The sequence below is a fragment of the Pseudomonas petroselini genome (assembly GCF_045037875.1).
Taxonomy (GTDB): domain Bacteria; phylum Pseudomonadota; class Gammaproteobacteria; order Pseudomonadales; family Pseudomonadaceae; genus Aquipseudomonas; species Aquipseudomonas petroselini.
This window is the reverse complement of record NZ_CP173614.1, coordinates 6,072,136-6,097,870: the sequence shown is the minus strand read 5'-3', so window position 1 is coordinate 6,097,870 and position 25,735 is coordinate 6,072,136. Positions and strand designations below refer to the sequence as shown.

General features: G+C 55.4%; 27 protein-coding genes, 4 tRNA genes and 1 riboswitch. Of the genes, 13 read left to right on the top strand and 18 right to left on the bottom strand.

The window, feature by feature from the left end:
- Positions 1-49: 49 nt before the first annotated feature.
- The 3 genes from astB to astE are packed head-to-tail and all read left to right on the top strand — an operon-like array spanning position 50 to position 2,741.
- The gene (gene astB / locus ACI512_RS28120; protein ID WP_046035640.1) at positions 50-1,396 is read left to right on the top strand and encodes an N-succinylarginine dihydrolase; all 1,347 of its coding nucleotides are present in this window, start codon (positions 50-52) and stop codon (positions 1,394-1,396) included.
- A gap of 38 nt (positions 1,397-1,434) precedes the next feature.
- Positions 1,435-1,725, top strand: a complete 291-nt coding sequence (locus ACI512_RS28115) for a hypothetical protein (protein ID WP_003214319.1) — start codon at positions 1,435-1,437, stop codon at positions 1,723-1,725.
- Between the two features lie 11 nt (positions 1,726-1,736).
- On the top strand, positions 1,737-2,741 hold the full coding sequence (gene astE, locus ACI512_RS28110; RefSeq protein ID WP_236380941.1) for a succinylglutamate desuccinylase: 1,005 nt from the start codon (positions 1,737-1,739) through the stop codon (positions 2,739-2,741).
- A 132-nt stretch (positions 2,742-2,873) separates the two neighbouring features.
- On the opposite strand, the gene ACI512_RS28105 is transcribed toward astE, so the two are convergent.
- Positions 2,874-3,383: a 6,7-dimethyl-8-ribityllumazine synthase gene (locus ACI512_RS28105; protein ID WP_003193604.1), complete on the bottom strand. Its 510-nt coding sequence runs from the start codon at positions 3,381-3,383 to the stop codon at positions 2,874-2,876.
- A 96-nt stretch (positions 3,384-3,479) separates the two neighbouring features.
- Positions 3,480-3,649, bottom strand: a riboswitch (FMN riboswitch).
- 191 nt (positions 3,650-3,840) lie between these two features.
- Here ACI512_RS28105 and ltaE point away from each other — a divergent pair.
- The 8 genes from ltaE (at position 3,841) to mgtE (ending at position 11,577) form a co-directional block, all read left to right on the top strand.
- The gene (gene ltaE / locus ACI512_RS28100) at positions 3,841-4,845 is read left to right on the top strand and encodes a low-specificity L-threonine aldolase (RefSeq protein WP_236380942.1); all 1,005 of its coding nucleotides are present in this window, start codon (positions 3,841-3,843) and stop codon (positions 4,843-4,845) included.
- A 146-nt stretch (positions 4,846-4,991) separates the two neighbouring features.
- The gene (gene alaS / locus ACI512_RS28095; protein ID WP_236380943.1) at positions 4,992-7,610 is read left to right on the top strand and encodes an alanine--tRNA ligase; all 2,619 of its coding nucleotides are present in this window, start codon (positions 4,992-4,994) and stop codon (positions 7,608-7,610) included.
- Between the two features lie 94 nt (positions 7,611-7,704).
- A complete protein-coding gene (locus ACI512_RS28090; protein ID WP_010208327.1) occupies positions 7,705-8,946 on the top strand; it encodes an aspartate kinase in 1,242 nt (413 codons plus the stop codon).
- Between the two features lie 172 nt (positions 8,947-9,118).
- Positions 9,119-9,307, top strand: coding sequence for a carbon storage regulator CsrA (csrA, locus tag ACI512_RS28085; RefSeq protein ID WP_003175645.1), 189 nt, complete (start codon positions 9,119-9,121; stop codon positions 9,305-9,307).
- Positions 9,308-9,369: 62 nt separating this feature from the next.
- Positions 9,370-9,460: transfer RNA gene (locus tag ACI512_RS28080), tRNA-Ser, on the top strand.
- Between the two features lie 108 nt (positions 9,461-9,568).
- Positions 9,569-9,645 (top strand) — tRNA-Arg (locus ACI512_RS28075).
- Between the two features lie 72 nt (positions 9,646-9,717).
- Positions 9,718-9,794 (top strand) — tRNA-Arg (locus ACI512_RS28070).
- Positions 9,795-10,134: 340 nt separating this feature from the next.
- Positions 10,135-11,577 (top strand): magnesium transporter, encoded by a 1,443-nt coding sequence (gene mgtE, locus ACI512_RS28065; protein WP_015885467.1) that lies wholly within the window; start codon positions 10,135-10,137, stop codon positions 11,575-11,577.
- Between the two features lie 212 nt (positions 11,578-11,789).
- Here mgtE and ACI512_RS28060 read toward each other — a convergent pair whose 3' ends face one another.
- The 3 genes from ACI512_RS28060 to ACI512_RS28050 form a co-directional block, all read right to left on the bottom strand.
- On the bottom strand, positions 11,790-12,116 hold the full coding sequence (locus ACI512_RS28060; RefSeq protein WP_015885466.1) for an Arc family DNA-binding protein: 327 nt from the start codon (positions 12,114-12,116) through the stop codon (positions 11,790-11,792).
- 383 nt (positions 12,117-12,499) lie between these two features.
- A complete protein-coding gene (locus ACI512_RS28055; protein ID WP_015885465.1) occupies positions 12,500-12,679 on the bottom strand; it encodes a PA3371 family protein in 180 nt (59 codons plus the stop codon).
- Between the two features lie 11 nt (positions 12,680-12,690).
- The gene (locus ACI512_RS28050; RefSeq protein ID WP_015885464.1) at positions 12,691-12,918 is read right to left on the bottom strand and encodes a hypothetical protein; all 228 of its coding nucleotides are present in this window, start codon (positions 12,916-12,918) and stop codon (positions 12,691-12,693) included.
- Positions 12,919-13,243: 325 nt separating this feature from the next.
- Between ACI512_RS28050 and ACI512_RS28045 the strand changes: the two genes are divergently transcribed.
- Positions 13,244-13,320, top strand: a tRNA-Arg gene (locus tag ACI512_RS28045).
- Between the two features lie 159 nt (positions 13,321-13,479).
- Here ACI512_RS28045 and ACI512_RS28040 read toward each other — a convergent pair.
- Both ACI512_RS28040 and ACI512_RS28035 read right to left on the bottom strand, forming a co-directional pair.
- Positions 13,480-14,256 carry a hypothetical protein gene (locus ACI512_RS28040; protein WP_236380944.1) on the bottom strand — a complete coding sequence of 259 codons (777 nt, stop codon included), beginning with the start codon at positions 14,254-14,256 and terminating at the stop codon, positions 13,480-13,482.
- A gap of 2 nt (positions 14,257-14,258) precedes the next feature.
- On the bottom strand, positions 14,259-14,897 hold the full coding sequence (locus ACI512_RS28035) for a recombinase family protein (protein WP_236380945.1): 639 nt from the start codon (positions 14,895-14,897) through the stop codon (positions 14,259-14,261).
- A 152-nt stretch (positions 14,898-15,049) separates the two neighbouring features.
- Between ACI512_RS28035 and ACI512_RS28030 the strand changes: the two genes are divergently transcribed.
- A complete protein-coding gene (locus ACI512_RS28030) occupies positions 15,050-15,712 on the top strand; it encodes a DUF4145 domain-containing protein (protein WP_236380946.1) in 663 nt (220 codons plus the stop codon).
- A gap of 70 nt (positions 15,713-15,782) precedes the next feature.
- Here the strand turns inward: ACI512_RS28030 and ACI512_RS28025 are convergent, their stop codons facing one another.
- The 12 genes from ACI512_RS28025 to ACI512_RS27970 form a co-directional block, all read right to left on the bottom strand.
- Positions 15,783-16,214, bottom strand: coding sequence for a trypco2 family protein (locus ACI512_RS28025; protein WP_236380947.1), 432 nt, complete (start codon positions 16,212-16,214; stop codon positions 15,783-15,785).
- A 63-nt stretch (positions 16,215-16,277) separates the two neighbouring features.
- Positions 16,278-16,874: a tail assembly protein gene (locus tag ACI512_RS28020; protein ID WP_236380949.1), complete on the bottom strand. Its 597-nt coding sequence runs from the start codon at positions 16,872-16,874 to the stop codon at positions 16,278-16,280.
- 8 nt (positions 16,875-16,882) lie between these two features.
- Positions 16,883-17,227 (bottom strand): hypothetical protein, encoded by a 345-nt coding sequence (locus ACI512_RS28015; RefSeq protein ID WP_236380950.1) that lies wholly within the window; start codon positions 17,225-17,227, stop codon positions 16,883-16,885.
- A 69-nt stretch (positions 17,228-17,296) separates the two neighbouring features.
- A complete protein-coding gene (locus ACI512_RS28010; protein ID WP_236380952.1) occupies positions 17,297-17,506 on the bottom strand; it encodes a hypothetical protein in 210 nt (69 codons plus the stop codon).
- 69 nt (positions 17,507-17,575) lie between these two features.
- On the bottom strand, positions 17,576-18,130 hold the full coding sequence (locus ACI512_RS28005; protein WP_236380954.1) for a hypothetical protein: 555 nt from the start codon (positions 18,128-18,130) through the stop codon (positions 17,576-17,578).
- 4 nt (positions 18,131-18,134) lie between these two features.
- Complete coding sequence (locus ACI512_RS28000; protein WP_236380956.1) at positions 18,135-18,344, bottom strand: hypothetical protein; 210 nt, start codon at positions 18,342-18,344, stop codon at positions 18,135-18,137.
- Positions 18,331-18,762 (bottom strand): hypothetical protein, encoded by a 432-nt coding sequence (locus ACI512_RS27995; protein ID WP_236380957.1) that lies wholly within the window; start codon positions 18,760-18,762, stop codon positions 18,331-18,333. The genes ACI512_RS28000 and ACI512_RS27995 overlap by 14 nt, the downstream gene beginning before the upstream one ends.
- The gene (locus ACI512_RS27990; protein WP_236380958.1) at positions 18,759-19,175 is read right to left on the bottom strand and encodes a DUF5681 domain-containing protein; all 417 of its coding nucleotides are present in this window, start codon (positions 19,173-19,175) and stop codon (positions 18,759-18,761) included. The genes ACI512_RS27995 and ACI512_RS27990 overlap by 4 nt, the downstream gene beginning before the upstream one ends.
- 592 nt (positions 19,176-19,767) lie before the next feature.
- The gene (locus ACI512_RS27985; RefSeq protein ID WP_405121440.1) at positions 19,768-20,688 is read right to left on the bottom strand and encodes a hypothetical protein; all 921 of its coding nucleotides are present in this window, start codon (positions 20,686-20,688) and stop codon (positions 19,768-19,770) included.
- A 428-nt stretch (positions 20,689-21,116) separates the two neighbouring features.
- Positions 21,117-22,583, bottom strand: a complete 1,467-nt coding sequence (locus ACI512_RS27980) for a PIN domain-containing protein (protein WP_236383872.1) — start codon at positions 22,581-22,583, stop codon at positions 21,117-21,119.
- A 333-nt stretch (positions 22,584-22,916) separates the two neighbouring features.
- Positions 22,917-23,750: a GIY-YIG nuclease family protein gene (locus ACI512_RS27975; RefSeq protein ID WP_405121439.1), complete on the bottom strand. Its 834-nt coding sequence runs from the start codon at positions 23,748-23,750 to the stop codon at positions 22,917-22,919.
- An 824-nt stretch (positions 23,751-24,574) separates the two neighbouring features.
- The gene (locus ACI512_RS27970; RefSeq protein ID WP_405121438.1) at positions 24,575-25,636 is read right to left on the bottom strand and encodes a tyrosine-type recombinase/integrase; all 1,062 of its coding nucleotides are present in this window, start codon (positions 25,634-25,636) and stop codon (positions 24,575-24,577) included.
- Positions 25,637-25,735: the final 99 nt, after the last annotated feature.

Sequence of the window (25,735 nt, the reverse complement as noted above, 5' to 3'; positions counted from 1 at the left end):
CTTTGTTATTGATGCCTATAAAAATACAGATGTTCGTGGAGCCTCGCCGATGAAATCCTATGAAGTCAATTTTGACGGTCTAGTGGGGCCGACCCATAACTACGGCGGTTTGTCCTACGGCAACGTCGCGTCCCAGAGCAACAGCCAGCAGTCTTCCAATCCGAAGGAAGCGGCGTTGCAGGGCCTGCAGAAAATGAAAGCCCTGATGGACATGGGCTTTGTGCAAGGTGTGTTGGCCCCCCAGGAGCGTCCGGATGTGGCCGCCTTGCGCAACCTCGGTTTCAGCGGCACCGACGCCCAAGTCATCCAGCAGGCGGCCAAGCACGCCATGCCGCTGCTGGTCGCGAGCTGTTCGGCGTCGAGCATGTGGGTGGCCAATGCCGCCACCGTCAGCCCGAGTGCCGACACCGCCGATGGCCGCGTGCATTTCACCGCCGCCAACCTCAACTGCAAGTATCACCGCAGTATCGAACACCCGACCACCAGCCGCGTGCTGGGGGCGATGTTTGCCGACCAGAAGCACTTCGCCCACCACGCCGCGTTGCCGGCGGTGGCGCAGTTCGGCGACGAAGGTGCGGCCAACCACACGCGCTTCTGCCGCGACTATGGCGAGGCGGGCGTGGAGTTTTTTGTGTACGGGCGCAGCGCCTTTGACACCCGTTACCCGGCACCCCAGAAGTACCCGGCGCGCCAGACGCTCGAAGCGTCCCAGGCGGTCGCACGCTTGCACGGCTTGCAGGACGACGGCGTGGTCTACGCCCAGCAGAACCCGGCGGTGATCGATGCCGGCGTGTTCCACAATGATGTGATCGCGGTGGGCAACGGTGAAGTGCTGTTCTATCACGAGGATGCGTTCCTCAATACCGAGCAGATGCTCGGCGAACTGCACGGCAAGCTGGGCAAGCTGGGCGGCAACTTTCAGTCGGTGTGCGTGCCCCGCGCCCAGGTCAGTGTCGAGGACGCGGTGCGTTCCTACCTGTTCAACAGCCAGCTGCTGAGCCGCGCCGATGGCTCGATGCTGCTGATCGTGCCGGAAGAGTGCCGCGCCAACGAACGCGTCTGGCAGTACCTGCAAGGCCTGACCGCGTCCGGTGGGTTGATCCGCGAAGTGAAGGTGTTCGACCTCAAGCAAAGCATGCAGAACGGCGGAGGCCCGGCCTGCCTGCGCTTGCGTGTCGCCTTGAACGAAACGGAACTGGCGGCGGTGAATCCAGGCGTTATCATGACGGCGCCGCTGTACGACACGCTGACCCAATGGGTCGACAAGCACTACCGCGACAGCCTGCGTGAAACCGACCTGGCTGACCCGCAATTGCTGCTTGAGTGCCGGACGGCACTGGATGAACTGACGCAAATCCTTAAACTGGGCTCGGTTTATCCGTTCCAGATCAATTAACGCCACCTTCTTTTACGCCCTATGCTGAGAGCTACTCTATGACCACCGACACCCTGAAACTGATCCTTGAAGACACCGACGGCACCCAGCTGGAAACCTCCTGCACCCGCGTCGCCGTGGTGTGGCAGGGCAAGGAGATCTGGATCCAGCACGACGGCCGTGGCCAACTGCTGATCGGTGTGGACGTGGAAGAAGGCGACGCCGAGTACGCCAACCTGTTGATGCGCCCGCTGGCTACCAACCTGATGAGCCTGCAACTGGAAATGGAACCGGCCGACGTTGAAGGCGATGACGACGATCACGTCCACGGTCCTGGCTGCAACCACTAAGGAAGCTGCTTATGCTCGCCCTCGGCAAACTGCTTGAACTGACCCTCGCCGGTCGCGAACCGGCGCAAAAAATTCAACTGACTGTCGACGGCGTGCAGATGCGCTGGCTCAGTGAGGGCGCGCTTGAAGTGCGCCCACCTGAGGCCCGCGACAACGGCAGCGACCTGCTGCTGTCGTCCGGCATCCATGGCAATGAGACCGCGCCGATCGAACTGCTCGACCGCCTGTTGCATGGCATCGCCCGTGGGGAGATCAAACCACGCTCCCGTGTGCTGTTCCTGTTCGGCAACACCGAGGCCATGCGCCGCGGCGAGCGCTACCTCGAGCTGGACGTCAACCGGCTGTTCAACGGTCGGCATGAAAAAAACATCGGCCCCGAAGCCATGCGCGCCGCCGAGCTGGAGCAACTGGCTCGCAGTTTCTTCAGCCTGCCGGGCCGTTCGCGCCTGCATTACGACCTACACACGGCCATTCGTGGCTCGAAGATCGAGCAGTTCGCCTTGTACCCGTGGAAAGAAGGTCGCCAGCATTCACGTCACCAACTGGCGCGCCTAAACGCTGCAGGCATGCAAGCGGTGCTGCTGCAAAACAAGACCTCGATCACCTTCACCGCGTTTACCTATGAACAGTTGGAGGCCGAGGCGTTCACCCTGGAATTGGGCAAGGCGCGGCCGTTTGGGCAGAACCAGGGCGTGAATGTTTCCCGCCTGGAGCTGCGCCTCAAGCAGATCATCGAAGGCACCGAACCTGAGACTGACAGCCTGGAAGGGTTGAAACTGTTCGCCGTGTCGCGCGAAGTCATCAAGCACAGCGATGCGTTCCTGCTGCATTTGCCGGCTGACGTGGAGAACTTTTCGGAGTTGGAAAAGGGTTATCTGCTGGCCGAAGATGTGGCCAAGACGCGCTGGGTGATCGAGGAGGAGGGTGCACGCATCATCTTCCCTAACCCGAAGGTGAAGAATGGTTTGCGGGCGGGGATATTGATTGTGCCGACGACGGATGCCGGCCTGGCCTAGATCTCAAGTCTTAACCGGATCCAAATGTGGGAGGGGGCTTGCCCCCGATGAGGATGTGTCAGTCACCGTATGTGATTCTGACCCACCGCCATCGGGGCAAGCCCCCTCCCACATTTTGCTTTGCAGTGCTGCTTAGACCGCTACCGCGCGTGGCTCGCTACGGCGAATCGCGCGGACCTTGTGCAGGGTGTCGGCGCAGGTACGCGCAGCTTCCTGGCCCTTGTGCACGAAGTGTTCGTAGAAGAACGTGGTGTGCTCGCTGCCGGCGTGGAAGTGGTGCGGGGTCAGCGACACCGAGAACACTGGTACTTCGGTTTCCAACTGCACCTGCATCAGGCCGCTGACCACCGATTGGGCGACGAATTCGTGGCGGTAGATGCCACCGTCCACCACCAGCGCGGCGGCAACGATGCCGGCGTAACGGCCGGTCTTGGCCAGCAGCTTGGCGTGCAGGGGCATTTCAAAGGCGCCGCCGACTTCGAAGAAATCGATGTCCGATTCCTGGTAGCCCTGGGCGATCATTTCGGCGAGGAAGCCTTTACGCGATTGGTCGACAATATCCTTGTGCCAGCAGGCCTGGATAAACGCGACGCGCTCGCCGTGATGGTTTTTGCTTTTGCTGTCGATAGCGGTGGGTTGCATGTTCTGACTCCTGTTTAAGAAAAAAACAGGGCGTTATGAATCGAATGGGATTTAAGGGTACGCAAGCACACGCGGTGCGCGGCCCTTAGGTGCCAATCCCGTTCTCTCTTCATCCGGACTATGACCGTCGGCCCCGGGATCACACCGGGTCTGCTGACCTTGTCGCCGTACCGCGTGAGCAGTTCGAGGCGCCAAGCGCTCGCGGGCTATGCACATTGCGTGCAATTACCGCCGGTGGGGAATTGCACCCCGCCCTGAGAACGTTGCCGCCAGAACCCTGGCGGCGGAGAGTTTTTAACACGGTTTTTCGAAAACTGCACGACCGCCGTATCGATAAGCTATATCGGTTTGTTTGGTTGGTATTCGATTCAATGCAGCGGGGGCTTGATATTCCGAGGCTTTGCCCGCAGTAATCATGCTTATAAGGCACTTATTCAAATCGTCAGAGGCTTGATTCATGTCCGTGATTGACCTGCGCAGCGACACCGTGACCCAACCCACCCCTGGCATGCTCGATGCGATGGCCACTGCCGCCAGCGGTGATGACGTCTACGGCGAAGACCCCAGCGTCAACCGCCTGGAAGCCGAGCTGGCCAAGCGCCTGGGGTTTGCCGCGGCGTTGTTCGTGCCCACCGGCACCATGAGCAACCTGCTGGCGTTGATGGCGCATTGTGAGCGCGGCGAGGAATACATCGTCGGCCAACAAGCCCACACCTACAAATACGAAGGGGGCGGGGCGGCGGTGCTCGGTTCGATCCAGCCCCAGCCCTTGGACGTGCAGGCGGACGGCTCACTGGACCTGGACCAGGTGCTGGCTGCGATCAAGCCGGACGATTTCCACTTCGCCCGCACCCGCCTGCTGGCGTTGGAAAACACCATGCAAGGCAAGGTGTTGCCGCTGGAGTACCTGGCGAAAGCCCGCGCGTTCACCCGTGAACATGGCCTGGCGCTGCACTTGGACGGAGCGCGGCTCTACAACGCAGCGGTCAAGCTGGGGGTGGATGCGCGCGCGATTGCCCAGCACTTTGACTCGGTGTCGGTGTGCCTGTCCAAAGGCCTTGGCGCGCCGATCGGCTCGGTGCTGTGCGGCTCCACGGCGCTGATCGCCAAGGCCCGGCGCCTGCGCAAGATGGTCGGTGGCGGCATGCGCCAGGCCGGTTCCCTGGCGGCGGCGGGGCTGTATGCCCTGGATCACCAGGTACAGCGCCTGGCCGATGACCACGCCAATGCCCTGTGGCTGGGGGATGCGCTGCGCGAGGCCGGGTACAGTGTGGAGCCGGTGCAGACCAATATGGTCTACGTGCAGATCGGCGACCGGGCCGATGCCCTGAAGGCCTTTGCCGCCGAGCGCGGGATCAAGCTGAGCGTTGCGCCGCGGCTGCGCATGGTCACGCATATGGATGTCAGCCGCGCGCAGATGGAGCGCGTGCTGCAGGCATTTGTCGAGTTTTCGCCAAAATGAGCGTGCAGACCGTCTAATTGAACCTCTCTATCGCATAAACACGCTGTACCACCGGCAAAGGGCCGATATAATGCGGCCCTTTGCCGTCGCTTCGTCTGATGATGTTGCGCACTGGCCTTTGGCCGCAGACTCCGTGGAAGAACCTAATGAAAAGCGCAGAAATCCGTGAAGCCTTCCTTCGCTTCTTCGAAGAGCAAGGTCACACCCGTGTCGCCTCCAGCTCCTTGATCCCAGGCAATGACCCTACCCTGCTGTTCACTAACGCGGGGATGAACCAGTTCAAGGACTGCTTCCTGGGCCAGGAAAAGCGCGCCTACACCCGTGCCACCAGCAGCCAGAAGTGCGTGCGTGCCGGCGGCAAGAACAGTGACCTGGAAAACGTCGGCTACACCGCCCGCCACCACACCTTCTTCGAAATGCTGGGTAACTTCAGCTTCGGTGACTATTTCAAGAAAGATGCGATTACGTTCGCCTGGACCTTCCTGACCGGCGTGTTGAAGCTGCCCAAGGAAAAACTCTGGGTCACCGTCTATGCCACCGATGACGAAGCCTACGACATCTGGACCCAGCAAATCGGTGTGCCGGTCGAGCGCATGATTCGCATCGGCGACAACAAGGGTGCGCCTTACGCCTCCGATAACTTCTGGACCATGGGTGATACCGGCCCATGCGGCCCCTGCACCGAGATTTTCTACGATCACGGCGCCGACATCTGGGGTGGCCCACCGGGCTCGCCGGAAGAAGACGGCGACCGTTACATCGAGATCTGGAACAACGTGTTCATGCAGTTCAACCGCACCGCCGATGGCGTGTTGCATCCGCTGCCGGCGCCGTCGGTGGATACCGGCATGGGCCTGGAGCGAATCAGTGCGGTGATGCAGCACGTTCATTCCAACTACGAAATCGACCTGTTCACCAACCTGCTGAGCGCTTCGGCCGCGGCCATTGGCTGTGCCAATGAAAGCCAGTCTTCGCTCAAGGTGGTGTCGGACCACATCCGTTCCTGCGGCTTCCTGATTGCCGACGGTGTACTGCCGTCCAACGAAGGCCGTGGCTACGTGCTGCGTCGTATCATCCGTCGCGCCTGCCGCCACGGTAACAAGCTGGGCGCCACTGGCAGCTTCTTCTACAAAATCGTGGCCGCGCTGGTTGCCGAGATGGGCGAAGCCTTCCCGGAACTCAAGCAGCAGCAAGGCAACATCGAGCGCGTGCTCAAGGCTGAGGAGGAGCAGTTCTCCAAGACCTTGGAGCACGGCTTGAAGATTCTGGAACAGGACTTGGCTGAGCTCAAAGGCACCGTTGTGCCGGGCGATGTCGTGTTCAAGCTGTATGACACCTACGGGTTCCCGATGGACCTCACCGCCGACATCGCCCGTGAACGCGAGTTGACCATCGATGAGGCCGGTTTTGAACGTGAGATGGAAGCCCAGCGTGTGCGTGCGCGTTCCGCCAGTTCCTTTGGCCTGGACTACAACACCCTGGTCAAGGTCGACGTGCCCACCGAGTTCACCGGTTACAAGGCTACCGTTGGCGCGGCCAAGATCGTTGCCCTTTATAAAGACGGTAAATCGGTCGACGTGTTGAGTGAAGGCGACGAGGCGGTTGTGGTCCTGGACCAGACGCCGTTCTACGCCGAATCCGGTGGCCAGATTGGCGACTGCGGTTTCCTGAGCTCGACGTCCGGTCGTTTTGAAGTGCGCGACACCACCAAGACCGGCGGCGCTTTCCTGCATCACGGTGTGTTGGTGCTGGGCAACTTGACGGTCGGTGCGCCAGTGGACACCCAGGTCGATGCCGATGTACGCCATGCAACGGCGCTGAACCACTCGGCCACGCACTTGTTGCACGCCGCACTGCGCCAGGTCCTGGGCGAGCACGTCCAGCAGAAAGGTTCGTTGGTGGACAGCCAGCGCCTGCGCTTTGACTTCAGCCATTTTGAAGCGATCAAGCCTGAGCAGATCAAGGCCCTGGAAGACATCGTCAACGCTGAGATTCGCAGGAACACTGCGGTAGAAACCGAAGAGACCGACATCGAGACCGCCAAGGCCAAGGGTGCCATGGCGTTGTTCGGCGAGAAGTACGGCGACAATGTTCGCGTACTGAGCATGGGTGGCGACTTCTCGGTGGAGCTGTGTGGTGGTATTCACGCCAACCGTACCGGCGACATCGCCCTGCTGAAAATCATCAGCGAAGGCGGCGTCGCGTCCGGTGTGCGTCGTATTGAGGCGGTGACCGGTGCTGCGGCCCTGGCCTACCTCAATGCAGCTGAAGAGCAACTCAAGGAAGCGGCCAGCCTGGTCAAGGGCAGCCGCGACAACCTGATCGACAAGCTGTCCGCTGTGCTGGAGCGCAACCGTGCTCTGGAGAAACAGCTGGAGCAGTTGCAAGCCAAGGCGGCCAGCGCTGCAGGTGACGATCTGTCGGCTTCGGCCGTGGACGTCAAGGGCGTCAAAGTCCTGGCTGCGCGCCTGGATGGTCAGGACGGCAAGGCGTTGTTGGCCCTGGTCGATCAGTTGAAGAACAAGCTCGGCCGCGCAGTGATCCTGCTCGGCAGTGTCCATGAGGATAAGGTCGTTCTGGTTGCCGGTGTAACCAAGGACCTGACTGGCCAACTCAAGGCCGGTGATTTGATGAAGCAAGCCGCCGCGGCAGTGGGCGGGAAGGGCGGTGGTCGTCCGGACATGGCGCAAGGCGGTGGTGTAGACGCTGGCGCCCTGGACGCGGCCCTGGCCCTGACCGTGCCGTTTGTCGAAGCAGGTATTTAAGGCACTGTTAACCGGCCCGTGGTCTAGTCACGGGCTGCTCGGTGCTGGTTGATTGGATATTAGGCGCCCCTTTACGGGCTGAGGCGGCTTAGAAATGGCTTTGATCGTACAGAAATTTGGAGGCACCTCGGTCGGTTCCGTCGAAAGAATCGAGCAGGTGGCCGACAAGGTTAAGAAATTCCGCGATGCCGGCGACGACCTGGTGGTGGTGCTGTCGGCCATGAGCGGCGAGACCAATCGCCTGATCGATCTGGCCAAGGCAATCAGTGGCGACCAACAGCCGCTCCCGCGTGAGCTGGATGTGATCGTGTCCACCGGCGAGCAGGTGACCATCGCCTTGCTGGCCATGGCGCTGAATAAGCGTGGTGTGCCGGCGGTGTCCTACACTGGCAGCCAGGTGCGTATCCTGACCGACAGCGCGCATACCAAGGCGCGTATCCTGCAGATCGATGATCAGAAAATCCGTACTGACCTGAAAGCCGGGCGCGTGGTAGTTGTAGCAGGCTTCCAGGGTGTGGATGAGCAGGGCAACATCACCACCCTCGGGCGTGGCGGTTCGGACACCACCGGCGTGGCACTGGCCGCGGCGCTCAAGGCCGATGAATGCCAGATCTACACCGATGTGGATGGCGTCTACACCACCGACCCGCGTGTGGTGTCCGTGGCCCAGCGCCTGGACAAGATCACCTTTGAAGAGATGCTGGAAATGGCCAGCCTCGGTTCCAAGGTGTTGCAGATCCGCGCGGTGGAGTTCGCCGGCAAGTACAACGTTCCGCTGCGCGTATTGCACAGCTTCAAAGAGGGTCCGGGCACCCTCATTACTATTGATGAAGAGGAATCCATGGAACAGCCGATCATTTCCGGTATCGCTTTCAACCGTGATGAAGCCAAGCTGACTATCCGTGGCGTGCCAGACACCCCGGGCGTGGCCTTCAAGATCCTGGGCCCTATCAGCGGCGCGAACATCGAAGTCGACATGATCGTGCAGAACGTTTCGCACGATAACACCACAGATTTCACCTTCACGGTGCACCGCAACGAGTACGATGCGGCGGAGCGGATCCTGCAGAACACGGCGAAGGAAATCGGCGCCCGTGAAGTGGTCGGCGATACCAAGATTGCCAAAGTGTCGATCGTGGGTGTGGGCATGCGTTCCCATGCCGGCGTTGCCAGCCGCATGTTCGAGGCGCTGGCCAAGGAAAGCATCAACATCCAGATGATTTCCACCTCGGAAATCAAAGTCTCGGTGGTGATCGAAGAGAAATACCTGGAGCTGGCTGTGCGTGCTTTGCACACCGCTTTTGAGCTGGACGCTCCGGCCCGACAGGGCGAGTGATGCAGTGCCAGGAAGGCGCGGTTTACCGCGCCTTTCTTTTTTTGTAGGGCGCATGTTCTTTTGCGCGCGCTCGACAATACTTAGGCGGTAGGACTATGGCCTTTTGGTTGTAGGTCGAAGGCCTTTTTTTGCAGACTGTTGTTCCTGAACTGAAATGCGTGAGGAGAAAGGTATGCTGATTCTGACTCGTCGTTGCGCAGAAAGCCTGATTATCGGTGATGGCGAAATCACCGTGACCGTGCTCGGCGTCAAAGGCAATCAAGTACGTATCGGGGTTAACGCTCCGAAAGAGGTAGCGGTGCACCGCGAGGAAATCTACCTGCGGATCAAGAAAGAGAAGGACGAAGAACCAAGCCTTTAATTTTTATCGTTTTTTATGTTTGCAAACGGGGATGAACGTGGTTAATATACGCCCCGTGTTGCGGAGAGCTGGCCGAGTGGCCGAAGGCGCTCCCCTGCTAAGGGAGTACACCTCAAAAGGGTGTCGGGGGTTCGAATCCCCCGTTCTCCGCCATTATTTGCTTAGTACGTTGCAATCTGGTTTTTTCGGTAAGTGCTTGAAATTACTCGAAAAAATAGCTTTACATAGAGATTGAACGGCCTATAATGCGCGGCAACAAATGCACTCGTAGCTCAGCTGGATAGAGTACTCGGCTACGAACCGAGCGGTCACAGGTTCGAATCCTGTCGAGTGCACCATTTAAGAGTCAGTTGCAGTCATGCAGGTGATTCGGTTGCAACCAGTTGTGATCTGGTCTAAAAACACAATCTGCACTCGTAGCTCAGCTGGATAGAGTACTCGGCTACGAACCGAGCGGTCACAGGTTCGAATCCTGTCGAGTGCACCATACAAACAAAAAGCCCGCCAAGTGCGGGCTTTTTGCCGTCTGGGATTTGTGTAGGATTTCATCTTTTTCTCCTGCTCCCCTGTGTTTTCCTTTCTTGCTGCGACGTCGCAGTTCATAGATGCAGCCAATACTCAACTTTGGCTCGCAAGCGCTTGTTCTTTCCAGTTTTTTAACGTTTAAAGTGGCCGGGCGGTGTATCATTGCGCCCGTCAGCCCCGCCGGGGCTTGTGGAATACCTCCATGGACTTACCCAGTAGTGACTCAGTACCCCGTTTTACCAATCATGAATTGACTGATTGATCCTTCCGGCGTGCCCCGCTGCTGGGAGTGGAGCTCGCCTATGACCGAAGTAGAAGTAAAGAAAACACAAGAAAGCCTGCAGGATCGTCTGGCTCAAGTCATCGAGCTGCTGCAGCGCCAGCGCGTGGTCGAAGACCTGACGCACCGCCAGGATGGCCCGAATAACAACCTGGTCGAAAACCTGGTTCACCGGCAAAACCTCGTCGAGTTGCAGCGCAAGCTCGACGACCTGCACTCCGCCGACGTCGCCTATATTCTCGAAGCCTTGCCGCTGGATGATCGACTGACCCTCTGGCAGTTGGTCAAGGCCGACCGCGACGGCGATATCCTGCTCGAAGTATCCGACTCGGTTCGTGAAACCCTGATCGCCGACATGGACGATCACGAGCTTCTGGCGGCAGCCAAGGAGATGGACGCCGACGAGTTGGCTGACCTGGCCCCTGAACTGCCTCGTGATGTTGTCCATGAACTCATGGAAGCGCTGGACACTCAGCAGCGCGAGCGTGTGCGTTCGGCGCTGTCTTACGATGAGGATCAGGTCGGTGCCCTGATGGACTTCGAGATGGTCACCATCCGCGAAGACGTCAGCCTGGAAGTGGTCCTGCGTTACCTGCGCCGCCTCAAGGAATTGCCTGGCCATACCGACAAATTGTTCGTGGTCGATTACGAAGGCATTCTCAAGGGTGTGCTGCCGATCAAGCGTCTGCTGGTCAATGATCCGGACAAAAGAGTGGCGGATCTGATGGCCAGTGACACGGTCAGTTTCCACCCGGATGAAGATGCCTACGATGCCGCTCAGGCGTTCGAACGTTATGACTTGATCTCGGCGCCGGTGGTCGACAAGAACGGCAAGTTGATCGGTCGTTTGACCATCGATGAAATCGTCGACCTGATTCGTGAGGAAAGTGAGACCGAAGTCCTCAACATGGCCGGTTTGCGTGAAGAGGAAGATATTTTTGCCTCGGTCTGGCGTTCGTTGCATAACCGCTGGGCCTGGCTGGCGGTCAACCTGATTACCGCCTTTATCGCGTCGCGCGTGATCGGGCTGTTCGAGGGTTCAATCGAGAAGCTGGTGGCGCTGGCGGCATTGATGCCGATCGTTGCCGGGATCGGCGGTAACTCCGGCAACCAGACCATTACCATGATTGTGCGTGCGATGGCGCTCGATCAGGTGAGTACCGCCAACTCGTCGCGCCTGCTGCGCAAAGAGTTGGCGGTGGGCCTGATAAACGGCCTGGTGTGGGGTGGGGTGATCGGCGTGGTTGCCTACTTGCTATATGGCAGTTGGTCCCTTGGCGTGGTGATGACCGCTGCCATGACGCTCAACCTGCTGCTCGCTGCGCTGATGGGGGTGCTGATCCCCATGACCCTGGCCCGCCTTGGGCGTGACCCTGCCATGGGGGCCAGCGTGATGATCACGGCCATGACCGACAGTGGTGGTTTCTTCATCTTCCTGGGCCTGGCAACGATCTTCCTGCTCTGATCGTTCATCGCATGCCGGCTCCCCTCTGGGCGCTGGCTTTTTGTGGCGAGGGAGCTTGCTCCCGCTCGGCTGCGCAGCAGTCGTATCCCTGGCAGGTGCTTCGCGCTCCAGCGCAAGCTTGCTCGCTAAAGAAGCTCGGCTTCTAGGGATTCCCGCCAAATCCCAGGCAAAAAAAAGCCAGCACATGGCTGGCTTCGGCTTTCAGTTGCAAATCAATTGGCTTCTGCGGCCGCCTCAACGTCGTGCGCGATAAGCGAGACGAGAGCATTTTGCTGGCGGTGGGAGAGCTGACGAAAACGCTGCAGCAGTTCGCGTTCGTGCAGCGACAGCTCAGGGCTGTCCATGCGCATGCTCAACTCGTCGCCCAGCGCACCTTCCTGAATGAGGCTTTGTTCCAGGCGAGCGATGATCTCGGAGTTCATGCTGCGGTGATGATTGCGAGCCACCTCGGCAATGCGTTCCCGCATTCCGTCTGGCAGACGTACGACGAACTTGTCAGCCGTACGGCTGGAATAAATTGCCTGTTTCAATGGGCGCATATATTTAACCGGTTAGTTCAGGGGAGCGGTTTTTGGAATTGGCCGCAAGATGAGTGTTAAGACAAGGCTCACGACCAAAGTTCAACCTGAATTGCAAAGAGGCCGCATCATGCCTCAGATTTGCCAGTTCCTTGGCGTCAATTCTGTGACAAATATTGAACTGCCTAGAGGCTTTATGCCAGCACTCATTTGCATTTTTGCGGACTGGTTGGAAAACTTTTGCATACGCAATCGCGCAGGCGAACTTCCCGTAAGTCCAGGCCACCACAGGGTTTGAGGCCGCACATGCTATCGCAAAGTGGCCTTTTGCCCTTAGGTTTAAGACTAGTGGCAATTTGCCGATTAGCGAGGATGAGGCGACATAAGGTAAGGCGGGAGGGGGATCAGCGCAGGACCGGGTCGAATTTGATCCGACGACCCACAATCAGGGTGAGCAACAGCAGGCTGGCAAACACGGCACTGGCGATGAACGCCGTGGTTTGGCCGTCTTGTGACTCAGCGCCCAGTCCAAGCATGCCGGTGAATGCGGTCAGGCACAGAAACAGCCAGGCAAATTTGGTCATCGGTGGCCTCCTCAGAAAACCCAGTGTTCAGATGCAGGCGCCGCCTGGGTGCCTTGGGTCAGGCGGACGGGCGACTGTGCGTTCGGCGTCATCACCGCCAACTGTGGGCGCTGTTGCAGATGATGCGGCACGGCCTGGCTGATCTGCGCCGGGTCATTGCTGCCAGTCGATTGGAAATGGAACGTGACCAACGCGGCCAAGGCGACGGTGTTGAGGGCTAACAGAAGGGCACTGTTCATGGTTATGTTCTCCGCTTAACGCCGTGGCTTGTTGGGTTTGTAGGAGAAGTATTGCAGGTGCCGTGCCAAACTATTAATCCAATAAAATCAATGGCTTGAGTCTACTTCAAATGCCGGAAAGGTTGCAATTTGCAATGATGGCATTTTGGGGGAGTGCATTTTGCACGATGGTGGCAAGTGCCCGTGTTTGCGGGGGCTGGCCGCAAGCACTCGGGTGTGGGTTGGCCTACACTCGAAAAGCCTACGGACGACATGACAAAACCCACCTCGGCCGTTAACATGCACGCCGTCCGTCGCCACGTCTTTGGCTCGACGTCGGTCATTTGTCCCAGTAGCTCAATTGGATAGAGCATCCCCCTCCTAAGGGGAAGGTTGGCCGTTCGAACCGGCCCTGGGACACCATATAATTCAATGCTTACAGCCTCTTAAGCCTCTCAGTTGAATCGCCCGTGACAGCAGGGTGACAGCTTCAGGTCGATTTTCTCCCTAGATTAGAGTCAGGTATTGCTACCTCAGGTGGAAGGTGCGCCAGCACCTGTGAAGGATAAATCCTTGCTTATCTCACCAAGCTGTAGCTACTGCCTTTAATTCAGCGTCGTCTATCCCGTGCAATCCCATTAAATTTGCAAGCCTTTGCCCAGTTTGAGAGAGGCTCGTATACCTTGGGAGTGCATATGCAGTCGTGAACCGCTGATCGGAATCGCCGGGCTGTGTTCGGTTGTAAAACAGCTGCCGTTGATTGAGATAGCTTGCTTGCTCACCGATGCTGATTGTCTCGTCAGAGAGGGCTACGCCCGCTATCCAGCCCCCAGATCTCAAATCGAATGCCTTCTTTTGTTTCTGGGATACCAATCCCAGCAGGCATAATTGGCAAAATGTCAAAGATTCAGCGAGGTTCAAAAGGTAGTTAGCCTCAGACCGTTTCACGCTACTGTCAAAAACTAGGTTGGTGTAAAAGTTGGCCAGGTAAGGCAGCTTGAGTTGTTCGTGCTCTTGCTTGGCGGCTAACAGGAGCCCCTCAAACAGCTCCTCGGCAGCTGCTGGGCCGCCATCTGTGCTCTCAAAAAAACCATCGTCTCGCCGAGCTTCAAACAAAAGCCGATCGCGTATTCCATCGATCGCAAGAGCCGCTACTCCAGCGACACGCTGCTGTTCCTTAGGTGATAGGTACCTATTGGCTAAGTCATCCAGTACCAGCACGCACGTTTCACTCACCGCCGCGCCGAGTGCTGCTCCGATGAACGTCCCTTCTGGGCCTGCTAGAGAGCCAATAGCACCTCCCAGCGCGGAACCGCCGATCTTTCCCCCCTGGCTCAACAAGTCCATATGGTTTTTCATCGTCAGGGCCTCACGACAGTTGATTGGATAGATGTCTGATCACGGATACGCAATACGGTTGTAGTCGAGCAACTGGCGTGACGTGCTGTGGCACGAATGCCCAAACCAGCACCTAGAAGTTCTGTCACGCGCTTGTGCAGATCGACGTCTATTGGCCTGCCCTGATACTTGCCTTCCGCCTTGGCTTTTTCGATGCCCTGGGCCTGCCGTTCGCGCCGCTGCTCGTAATCCTTGCGTGCAATGGCCGCCATCATTTCCACCAGCATTGAGTTGATGGCCCCCAGCATCCGCCCGGTGAACTCGTCGCCCTTAGTGTCCTGCATTCCCTGGTGGCTGGTCGGCAGGTCGAGCGCAACGATGCGTAAGCCCTTGGAGTCGATCGCAGTCTTGAGCTTTTGCCAGTCTTCTACCGGGAGGCGGGATAGGCGATCTATCGACTCCACCAGTAACACGTCACCTTTGCGTGCATCCTTGAGCAGCCGCACCAGCTCAGGCCGGTCTGCGGTGGCGCCGCTGGCATTCTCCAGGTACACGCTGGCGATGACCTTGTTATGGTCGCTGGCGAACTGCTCAAGCGACGCCCGGGCGCGGCCGGCGTCTTGTTCCTCGGTGGAGGCTCGGAGGTATGCGCGGATGAACATGATGTGTGCCTGTATCAGTTAGGGCGTTCTACTAATACTGTTGCACTTTGGGTGTTCCTTATCAAGCGGAAAGCCCTAAAAAGACAAAATAAGGCTGTATCTGGATAGGCATAGGTTAAAGTGGCATCATTTCAATGTCATGGATCGTCAGAATGCCTCCTATCATTAAGTCACCCTCGTTTAGAGAGCGCTCCTTCACTTGCATTCATTGTTCAACGCTGACGACCATGGGGTGGGCGCAGTTGATCGCCGAGCCTTATGGTCAGGCGTATTCGACTAAATTCTGGCTTTGCCAATGCACGCATTGCCAAGGAGAAAGCGTATGGATGGACGGAGCGACGTTGTCGAGTAGTCAGCGGAGCAATCTGATCTTTCCATACGATGTATCTGCACAAGCAGCTCACGAGTGTCTGCCCGATGCCTGTAAACCCGATTTTGAGGAAGCGCGAGAAATTTGTGGCCGATCGCCGCGCGGTGCTGCGGCCTTGCTGCGACTTTGTCTACAAAAACTGCTGGGACATATCGGTGGTACGGGTGAGCATATCGATACCGATATAAAGACGCTCGTCGCTAGGGGATTAGATGCCCATGTCCAGCAGGCGCTTGATGTAATTAGGGTTACAGGCAACAACGCTGTTCATCCTCTCGAAATGAATTTGGAGGATGATCACGACAGCGTTCTCGTGCTCTTTGAGATGATCAATTTCATTGTCGAGGAGCGCATCAGTCGACCGCTCAAGACGCAGGATCGATTCGCGAACCTTCCGGAGAAGGCTCGCTTGGCGATTGAAAAACGAGATAAGCCGAAGGTGTAGATGTGAGCAGTTTTGCTCGCATTATATATGCTCAAAACTGTAGGCCTCTCGCATGGATCAGCACACTCTATCAACCTGCCCTAGGGGCAGCCTTCGTTGACGAGACGCTAGCAACTGGCTTACTTGCTTTGGGTTTTTGCTTGTCCTTAGCGCTGCCAGCTTGGGTGGAGTGCTGGCCTTTGATAGCCACGCGCCTGGTAGTCGTAACTGTGGTCACTGCACCTTTTCGGATTTCAGGCATCGAGGATGGGAGCTGTTCTGCCTCCACCTCCACGAACGGATGGAGCTTTATCTTTACTTTGTGCATTTGGGTTGCTTTCGTTTGGCCGCCAATGTCTGCAACCAGTAACTTTACTCCGGCTTTAGCGGATGCATCTAAGGTGAAAGAGACCTCTAGCTCGACTTCTCCCATTTCAAAAAATGGGTCTTCATTATCGACTGCTGCGCGGAGTTCTTTTTTAACTTCCTTGATGAAGTCAACTAGGCTGATCATTCCTTTCATGGCTCTGCACTCGGGTTTAAAAACTCACGATATCGTATAAAACGTATCGCCGGGAGGCCGATTTTACAGCTGATCCTCAGCATAAATCGCGGCGCTGATGATCGCGCCACCCCAGCGGCGGTGGCCGCAGCAAAGCGGTACCGGGTTGCCGGAGGCTGTGGTATTCCGAGCGGAGCCAAACGCATATCCCGGCGTGTTTTCTGGCGCTGCGCTCGTCTTGAGGCCGCCAGCCTGGGGTCTGAGCATTTGGATTACGCCGCCGGCGACCATACCCACTCCTGATGCAAACAGCCCGGCTGATACCGGGGGCGCCCAGAACGTGAAGAATGAGGCTGCGATCAGCACGGCGCCGATGACGGTTTGCAGAACTCCAGAGCGTTTGCTGCCTACGATCACAGGGGCAATGATGATGTCGCCTTTGCCTTGAAATCCAAGCTCACCCTCACCGATATTTTTCTTGCCTCGAAAGACTGCGAACACGAGCCCGCGAGACTTTGCGTTTGACAGAAACCGTTCAAACCCTGGGATCTGCACTGACAATGCTTTGATCGCCTCGGCCGGCGTGCGGACGGAGAACTGGTAGGACTTACCGAACTGCCGTAGTTGCCCGCACAGCTTGATAGTGGTGAGTGGGGCATATTCAATTGCTGTGGCGGCCATGGGGCCTCCTATAGATTGGTAGAAGGGGCTGGAAGCCCAAGGCGAATGGCGAGTACAGCGCGCGACATATGCGCCTGGTCGATGGTCAGTTGCTCCTGGCGCGGGTCGTAGTTCCACACCCGGTTGTAGATCGAATCGCTGGCCCGGGCGCCTCGGAATGTGCCCCTCAGCAGGTCGGCGGAAACCCTGGCCTCTTCCTCAGTGAAGAAGGGGCCGTCGAGTGTCACTTGTTGGCCACCACTGATGTGCTGGACCTCCCACACCGTGTAGCCGGCGTCCGGCCCCTGGATCAGTTCGTAGGGTTTGAATTTCTGCGTTTTGCACGCCTCGGTAAAGCGCTCTTGAAACGTCATGTCTTCTTACTCAAAGAATCAGCCGGCTGATCGGCGCTACCAATGCTTGCGTAGCGCACGGATGGTCAGTTAGGCCGCTTCGGATTGATCAGGGGCCGCTTTTGCAGAGGTGCGAGTGGGCATTTTCGCCAGCCATTCGCGAAGCGCTTCGGAGCCCTCACAGCCCGATCTCCACTTCTCAAATCGGCCGGTGTACCCATTCGAATTGGCGACCATACCGCTCAGTGCGACACCAGCATTGGAGGCGGTGGCCAGCACGTCATCGTAGATCGCTAGCATCTGCTTGAGCCCTTCGATGTCTTCGGCGCGGGACGCGGCAATACCCGCGCGCGAAAGGCTGTCAGCCGCCTATGGCGATAGCCCGGAAAGCATTGGGTTTGCCCTGAGCACCGCCTCTACAACGTCGGGGTGACTGCCTGCGCGCGCTTCAGCTACCAGCCGCTGACGCTCCTCCGGCTTGAGGCCTCGCACGATGGCTCGCAGCTCCTGGTCAGCCAGGAAACCAACAACGTCTGAGCTAGCGCGAGGCGTGACCGCTGCAAACCCGCTGGCCACTGTTTGGGCTAGCGTGAGCATATCTTTTGCTGCCTTCTCCATCGCAGGCATCAGGGCGGGAATGATTCCATCAATCTGCTCCTTGCCCTTGCGCTCAATGGCTGCGGCGTTGAGGTCCTTGTTCTCGCGAATCGAGAGGATTTCTTCTCCGAGGTCCTTGAACGCCTCCAGGGACAATCCCTGCAAATGGCGGACAGACTTCAGCAAACCACCGGCCTGCCAAGTGCCTTTGGTGCCATCGGGTCGTTGAATGTTGAATGTTCTTGCCTCTACCTGGGAGTGCTCGTATTCGGAGTAATGAAGATTGGCCAAGCCAACTTTGAGGACGGATCGTTTGCCGATTTTCATTGGGTTACCTTCTGATTGTCTGGCCGTGGTTCGGCCGGTTTTGGTCTGAGGCTTCGCTCAGGATTTCGAGTAGGGACACGTTTTCTCGGGTGCCACCGCCGGTTGCTGTTACGTGCAACTCGTCCATAAGGGCGCTGATCTCTCGTACGTCACGATTGAATTGAGTGAGCCCGGATTGCTGACGCAGCTTGGCCACCTGGCTACGGATGTTCATGGCGGGCCTCGATGATCAGTTGGTACTGTTCTGCGACGTGGTCTTTGATGTCTTGCCCATTAGCCAGCGGCGGGAAGACCCAGGCACCAGAACTTGGGAATGGCCGCATATCCATCACACCCACTGGAGCAGGGCGGCGGAGGCTTTCGATTGCTCGGACGTGGAGAATGAACGCCTCTGCCAAATTGGCCGCGTCATAGCTGTTCATGGTGCGCAGTGGGAAGTGCATGACCGTCTGTACGCCCAGGACGGGATAGTTGAACGAATGGCCCACCGTCTCGGGGTAATCCATCTCCCCCTCAACCGCGTCAACCCTGCAGTCCACCACCGTCAACATAACGAGCACTGTCTCTTCGTCTTCGGTGCCGATCTTCTCTGCAATTCGCTTGAGCTCGGCCCGTATCCACTTAATGCTCATTGCCGCATTCCCTCCATCTGTTCGCGGAGTTCTTCGACGGCCCTCTGTAGCTCGGCAACTTCGATCACCCGGGCGACGGCGCCTAGCCCCTCGATCAGTGCTTTGCCCTGGTCGGGTGGTAGCTCGCCGGCGGCAACTGCACGAAGGATTGATTTGGCTGCGCTGGGTAGGTCGGTGTCGTCCAGGTCGAAGCACACTTTCTCTGCGGTTGGCTTGATTGGCGGTACCAGGCGTTCAAGGATCAAACGGCAAGCCTGCATATCGCCCTTCTTGGCCGCTGTCAGAACCTTTTTTGTTACGGCGTCTGCACCTTCAGCGAGTCGGGCGCGCAGCTCCTGCGTTTGGCCAGAACGACCACCGGGATTACCTGACTGCCCCGGCTTCCATTTGCCGGCTTTATCGCGATCAGTCATGCGGCGGGCGATTCCATAGCGATGACCGGTTTGTTTTCGGCAAGCGCTATCAGCAGGGCGGATGCTTGAACGCTTCCGTCGGCTGCGGCTTCGCGAAGGCGGCCCCAGGCGGCGGCAACTTCGGATCGAGTTGGTTTGTGCTGGCGTCCTCGGGCGGGCTTAGCTGTGTTCATAGGTGCTGCCTCGAATGGGTTTTGAGTGGCTCAAAAACTCACATTAGGCATGATCTGATCATTTATCCAGTGCTTTTTAGGTGCACTCTAGGTGATACAAGCAACCGGATTAAACGGGACTCAAATAGTTGGTTTGCAGCGAATCGAGAAGGGGATTTTTGTTGCAGTAAGGCGGTGGTAGGCAAAGTGATACACAGCCGGGTTGTCGGCTCAGTCCGACCTCAGATTGAGATTGGGCGGGGGCTGATCTACCGTTTCGGTATGGCAGGTATCCGCGCCACGTTTTGAGAGTTTTGAAAACGTGGCGCGGAGAATTGGTTCCGCGGCGGAACTACCGAGCAATCCTCGTCAGTTCGATCGGGTATTGCTGTCATCACAACACCTGTTCCAGCCTGCTGTCAGGCCATTTTCAGCGGCGTTTATTCGGGAATTAATAGCTCGTTGTACTTCTTCGGCACCAACGCAATTTCGCCCCAGGCAAGGTGCTCGACCCCAAGCCCTCCGCCATTTTTAGTAATCGCCCCGTAGAACATTACGATTCTGCCTACTGACACGTCATTAATGTTCTTCGCCTGACAAAAGCCGTCTGGCATTTTAACCGTGAAGTCACCCACTCCTTTACCGCATCGCAGGCGAGTCATTCTGATGGAGGTGCTGTACTTACCTGCATTCCAGCTGCGTAGGATTTTCCCGAAATAGAGCTTTGGCGTTTGAGCTTTATCAAGGACGTCCCACTTTAGGTCAGCCACGTCGGTGAGGAGTTCTGCGAGCTTCACCGCGTGAATTGCTCCAGGGAGAACGAAGTACTTGTCTTTGTTTTTTTCAAAATTACGGCATATTCCCGCGACAGTTGTTATTTTGCTCGGAAGCTCGAACGATTCGCCCTGGTGTCGACCTATGGGTACTTCCGATGGCGGTCCGTCCGTATCCTCGACAGGAGTTTCGTCATATTCCTCGCTTGGCGTGAAGTCGATTTCGGGCCTTTCTTGCAAAAACTCGTTCACTATCGCTAGCTGCCCGTGTTCCACCGCCCTTTTGGCCTCTTCCCAAGTGTCATATCGTTTGCCGATGGGCTTCTTGGCCCTTAGCACGCATGCGACATGACTCCATCGCTTCAGATGCCGATAGAAAGGGTCACGCTGGTTCGTAAACAAGTCTTTTTCTTTGGGGGTGCGCTCGACGTTGGTGAAGCATCCGGGGCAATACAAGGCGCCTCTCATTTCCTCTTCATATTCATCCGGTGCCACACGCCTGCTTGCTTTCAAGACTTCTCGGTTGCCGCCCTCAAATTTCCACCCTGGCAGGTGGTGTGCATAAGCAATCTTCCGTTTGTTCGCCATTGGTCATTCATCCATGTGGGTATGATTGCAAATAGCCACACCCTTTGTGGCAAATCAAGCTAGAAAGTGATGATTGCTACTTTGGTTTAAGGAGGGAGCGATGGGGGGGCGCTCTACTCGTCTTGAGCTCAATGGCGCCTCTTGCGTGCGCCGGTCGTCAACAGACGAAACGGTCCGAGTCGGCTCATTTGGTCTGTCTCGAAGGGAAAGAGAGAGGGCACCATCTCGGGTCTTGCGGCAATGGTATGGTGATGTTGACCACTCCCCCGTCTGTTGTTCTCCACACTTTGTGGCGTTTACACCACACTGACTGAGACCGAATCAGCGTCCTATTTGGCTATACCGCTTGTGTGCTGCACAAGGCGCCGTCGAGCGGAGCGTAAATGTGTGCTGCCCCTATATTTGTATAGTGTTATTTTTATATGTGATTATTTGCCAATGTCGTTATATCGGATCTCGTGAAGTTGCTCGAATGTTAATGTTTCATTGGCGTTTGAGATCTGTCCGAAAATAATATATAAATTATCCGGTATTGACGTGCTGGAGTATTTTTTGAGTGTGTGGAGGATTTTGTCTGCATGATAATAATCATCCACAATTAAGACTATATTTAAATATGCAAGGTTGTACATCTCGATAGAGGGAATTACTTTGTCAATTGTAATAAGTAATTTTGAAATATCTTGTGATTTGAAGAGCTTAACTTCGTACCCGGTAACGCCGCTCTCATCAGTTGCGAGTATGTCTGGGTAACCATCGTTAATTGTGGCATTTTGATGCTTGGAACGCGCCCAATTTAACACGGCCGTTTCCATTATCGTATGTTCCGTTTTGTTGATGAAGTTATAAAATGTGAATTTTTTGTTGTCTTTGGATACCTCATGGACTTCTTTCAAGGTTTCATTAGAGACTTTTGCTGCCAGAAATTCATTTGCGAACTTTAGAAATCCTTCAGGTTTGTACATCAGGAATGTATCAAGCTTCCCAACGTTGGTCGCTTCATCAATAAGCTCTGCTCGTGGCCCCAGCGTTTTGGGCCCGTCGAGGTCAATTTTTTTCCACCAGTCTTCTTTTGCATCATCGGTTATGAATATTATTTTTTTTTGCTGGGAGCTTTCTGCGTAGTCAAGTATCTGAGTCCAGACAAAGTAATCACCATACTTTCTCTTGTACGTAATTCCGTGGTGATAAAAGTCGTCCGGTTCATCTTTGTCTTTTTCATCATCCATATAGCCTGGAGGCATTTTCGCTTTATATCGCGTCTCGGCTATCTTGTTTTTTTTATCCACGTCTTCCTGAGAGCTAAAAGCAAGCCCAACCTTTCCATCAAAAATCTGTTCAATTCTGTCTTTTACTGGGTCCGGCGCATTAAGTGCCTGTTGATTTTCTTGCAGCTTGTCAAGTTCTGAAAGGAATTCCGCGGTCAGCTTGTCAAAGCCAGTTGTAAGTGGTTCTGGATCTATTAGCGTATGCCTTTTTGTTAGTTGAAGATTTTTGATGCCGTTTGTTAGTTCTAATTTAGTCTTGTCTATAACTTTGCGTATTTCAGTGAAGCGTCTTCCTTGTGCTGCTATCACTGTTAGCCGATTACGTTGAAATTCTAGTGCCACATGATGTGGTATCCAGACACGATCAGCTAGCTTGTCAAACGTTTCAAATAATTCTTCGCGCGTACGCTCTTGATAGCGGTAAAGATTTAGCAAAACATTTGTGTCAAAGACGAAAAGCGCAGTTTTCCAGGTTTCTTCATAATCTGCTGGGGTTGAGTAATCGTACTGCGGAAAGAGTCCCTTCATGTGCCCTCCAGGCAGGTGACACCCAAATCGAGTGGGTGGCCATTGAATGGCATCATCTTGCAGGCTTTTCGTGCGCTTGTCGAAAAGTGGCTTCAGCACGACGGCGTCATCCTAGTCCAATGATTCAGACTGAAGCAGTCATCTCCGCAATGCCACGCCTCAAGAAATCAAGCTTCTTGTCTAGCGTGGAAGGCGCTCTGCGTACGTATTCTGCTATCTCTGCCGAGCCGCGGTCTCAAACCCAATTGGAAAGCTCCTCCATGGTAGCCTCAAGGGGATAGGGCTAGCTTGTTGCTGGCGGTGACGCCTAACAGGTCGACGAGGACGTTCGATCAGTGAGACCAAAACGTCTCAGTGAGATCAAATCTTCACATTTCGCGTAAACAGCTCTCGCGCCTAGTATCGTAAACCTACTAACTAACGGCTAAGTTTCTATGGATTGAATCTCACAATGATAGGTTTTGGCCTCATCTCATATGCTTGTAATAGTTTTTTCGCTGCCTTCGGTGTAAAGTGCTTAAGTTTGATCCTGCTTAGAACATCTTCTGTTGAAGAACCCGAGCGCATGAGTAGTAAAATGAATGCTTCGTTCTTTAAGTCCTCGCTAGCAAACTCTACTTGCTCGATTGTTAAGTAGGCTTTCGTAATGTGTTCCCAGATCCGAATTTCCCGTTCTGGCGTTCTATCACGGCTAAATCCATCCAGCATTTCTTGGATTTTTTCAGGAAAAAGTCGTGATAGTTGTAGCTTTAATATTTGTATCCGGTCAAGTTGGTCTTCGGTCAGGGTGCTGGTGCCGAGCGGGGCATTTCTTAGTGAGTTTATATTCACTAGCTGAAGGTTTCTTTTTATATATTCATCTTTGTCTTCAGGTGCTTCGGAATTCCTGTCACAACCCGGAAGTCGTTTTGATTCGGATATGGTTTTTTTAATTTCAAATTTTACAGGAGAGGTGAGCCCAAGCTCTTCATTCAGTTTTGTGCATGTATCAAGCGTTACGAAGGCGGCAACTTCGGGGGATATGCGGAAGAATTCGCGGCGCCCATTTAGGCGGAATGCTGCAAAACGTTTGTGGATTCGTTTTTCGGCAGCTCTGCAGTCGCCTACGGAATAGGCGACAGCTATCTCGAATGGAGTGGGAACTCCTGAGGAGCCTACATATAATTCTCGTGCCCTCGCGTCCGGCTCTCGTTTTGTTAAACCAATTTTAACTACATAGGCATCATGAAGGGGATTTTGTAGGATGTAGATATAGCCGGGTTCCATCTTGTAATTTCCGTATCGGCATTTTGTCCGCCGTCATACCATGGCCCTTGATTTATGGGCGTCTCGTAGCTGAGGGGGCGGAGGAAAAATGAATCCTGTTGATTTATTTGGATTTAGGGGCGAGAAAAATTAGTGATTTGGTGATTTCAATAAATTGGTTTTTTTCTAGTTCGGCTCTCTTTAGTTTGATAGTAGATTGACCTTTCTCAAGTATGTGGTTTCGTTCGGTTTCGGAAAGTTCTGAAATCACTTTGTGCAATATGTCGCTGCGGTCTAAAAAAGTGCCGCGTTGAGAGATATGTATTTCAGTTCAAGGTTGGTTAACTCGTTCTGATAGTATTTGGAGTCGACTAGGTTGGATTTGTGAAGGCGTAAGAAAAAATACGCTAAAATCTCAATGGAAATTATTAATGAGAATCTCGATGCGTAATGGATTGCAATTGCGTACTCGCTAGCTCCAGCTGCTGGTACGCTATCAAAAAATTTCGAGTAGGTTCCAAACGCACCTGGAAAAAAATCCAGCTAACCCTAAAATACCTAGGATAGCTAAACATACACCTGTCGTAAGGTAGACAACTCCGCGAAATCCCCGTTTACTGATTTCATACCTGATTCTATTTAAGTTGCTGTTTCTTGAATTGTTGATTATTGAATTGATCTGGTCTCGGTTATGATCTTTTTCAGCCATCTCTTGGAGGGTTTCAAGTAACTTTGGATGAGCGTCCCTGATGGCCCTTTCAATCGAGGATGCGTTTGCAGTTTCATTTTTTTTAGAGTTGTTTTTTTGCAGGTTCTCGAATTTATTTTCTAGGTCTGCAATTCTTTTATCTTGAGTTTTTCCTGACGATCTGCGCCCGCTCAAGCAACTTGAGCCAAGCGCTTTTCACGTCCTCAAAGCGTCCACCTCCCTGCCCTGGGAACACGTACGGCGACTTGCTCACCTGCTTCTTCCTGGCTTCCACCACGCCAATGGTCTCCTTGTTCATCGGGATGTGGCGCATATCGCTTGTCTTGGTGGTGGCCCCGGCGACTGTGATTGTCTTCGTGTCGAAGTTCACCGCTGACCATTTCAGATCGAACAGCTCTCCGCGCCTCATGCCGGTATTCAACGATACCAACACCATTGGTTTCAGGTGATCGGTGAAGGGCAGTTCCAGCAGGCATGGCATCGGCTCTTTGTGGCGATCCGTGCGCCAGGTGTTTGCACTTTCGCGCTCAGCCCTCACCTCATCCTGTCGAGCGTCCAGGGCGTCGCGTAGACGCTTTGTCTCGTCAGCATCCAGGTAGCGAATCACCCCCTTTGAATCGACTTTGAGCTGTTTCAGCTTGGCCAGCGGGTGTGTGTCGATGTACTCCCACTCAACGGCACGACTGAAAACACCACTGATCGAGCCCATTTTTCGATTCACCGTCGATGCTTTGTTGCCGGCTTGCATCCAGGCGGTGCGGATTTGCTCTAGGTTTCGCCCGGTGATCGCGTCCAGGCGCTGGGACATGATTGGGGCAAAGTTATTGCTTAGGGTGTGTTGTGTCTTCTCGTGGCCTTTGTGATGAGCCTTGAACCAAGGCATATACGTGTCGTCGATGAAATCGCGCAGCGAGGGCAGGGCTGACCCCTTGCGGCCCTGGGCGATAGCCAGGGGCTCGCCGTGGGCGTGCGCATCGGCTAAGTACTGGGCGGCCTCGGTTCGGGCTTGGTCAAGAGTAAGCACGCCGACACGTCCGAGGGTGGCGTTCTTGTTTCGGCCCCACGTGACCATGTAGGACTTGTGACCGCTGGGCAGTACGCGAATGAAGAAACCGGGTTGCACGGTGTCATGTACGCGGTATGCTTTCGCCTCGGCGGCTAGGCTGCCGATTAGCTTCTGAGTGATTTTGGTTTTCAAGGGTTTGACCGTGACAGCAGGGTGGCAGCAAAAAGCACTATACCGCTCGATGTTCACGGACTCAATGGGACTAAAAGGTCCAGTAATCCTGGGCTTGTG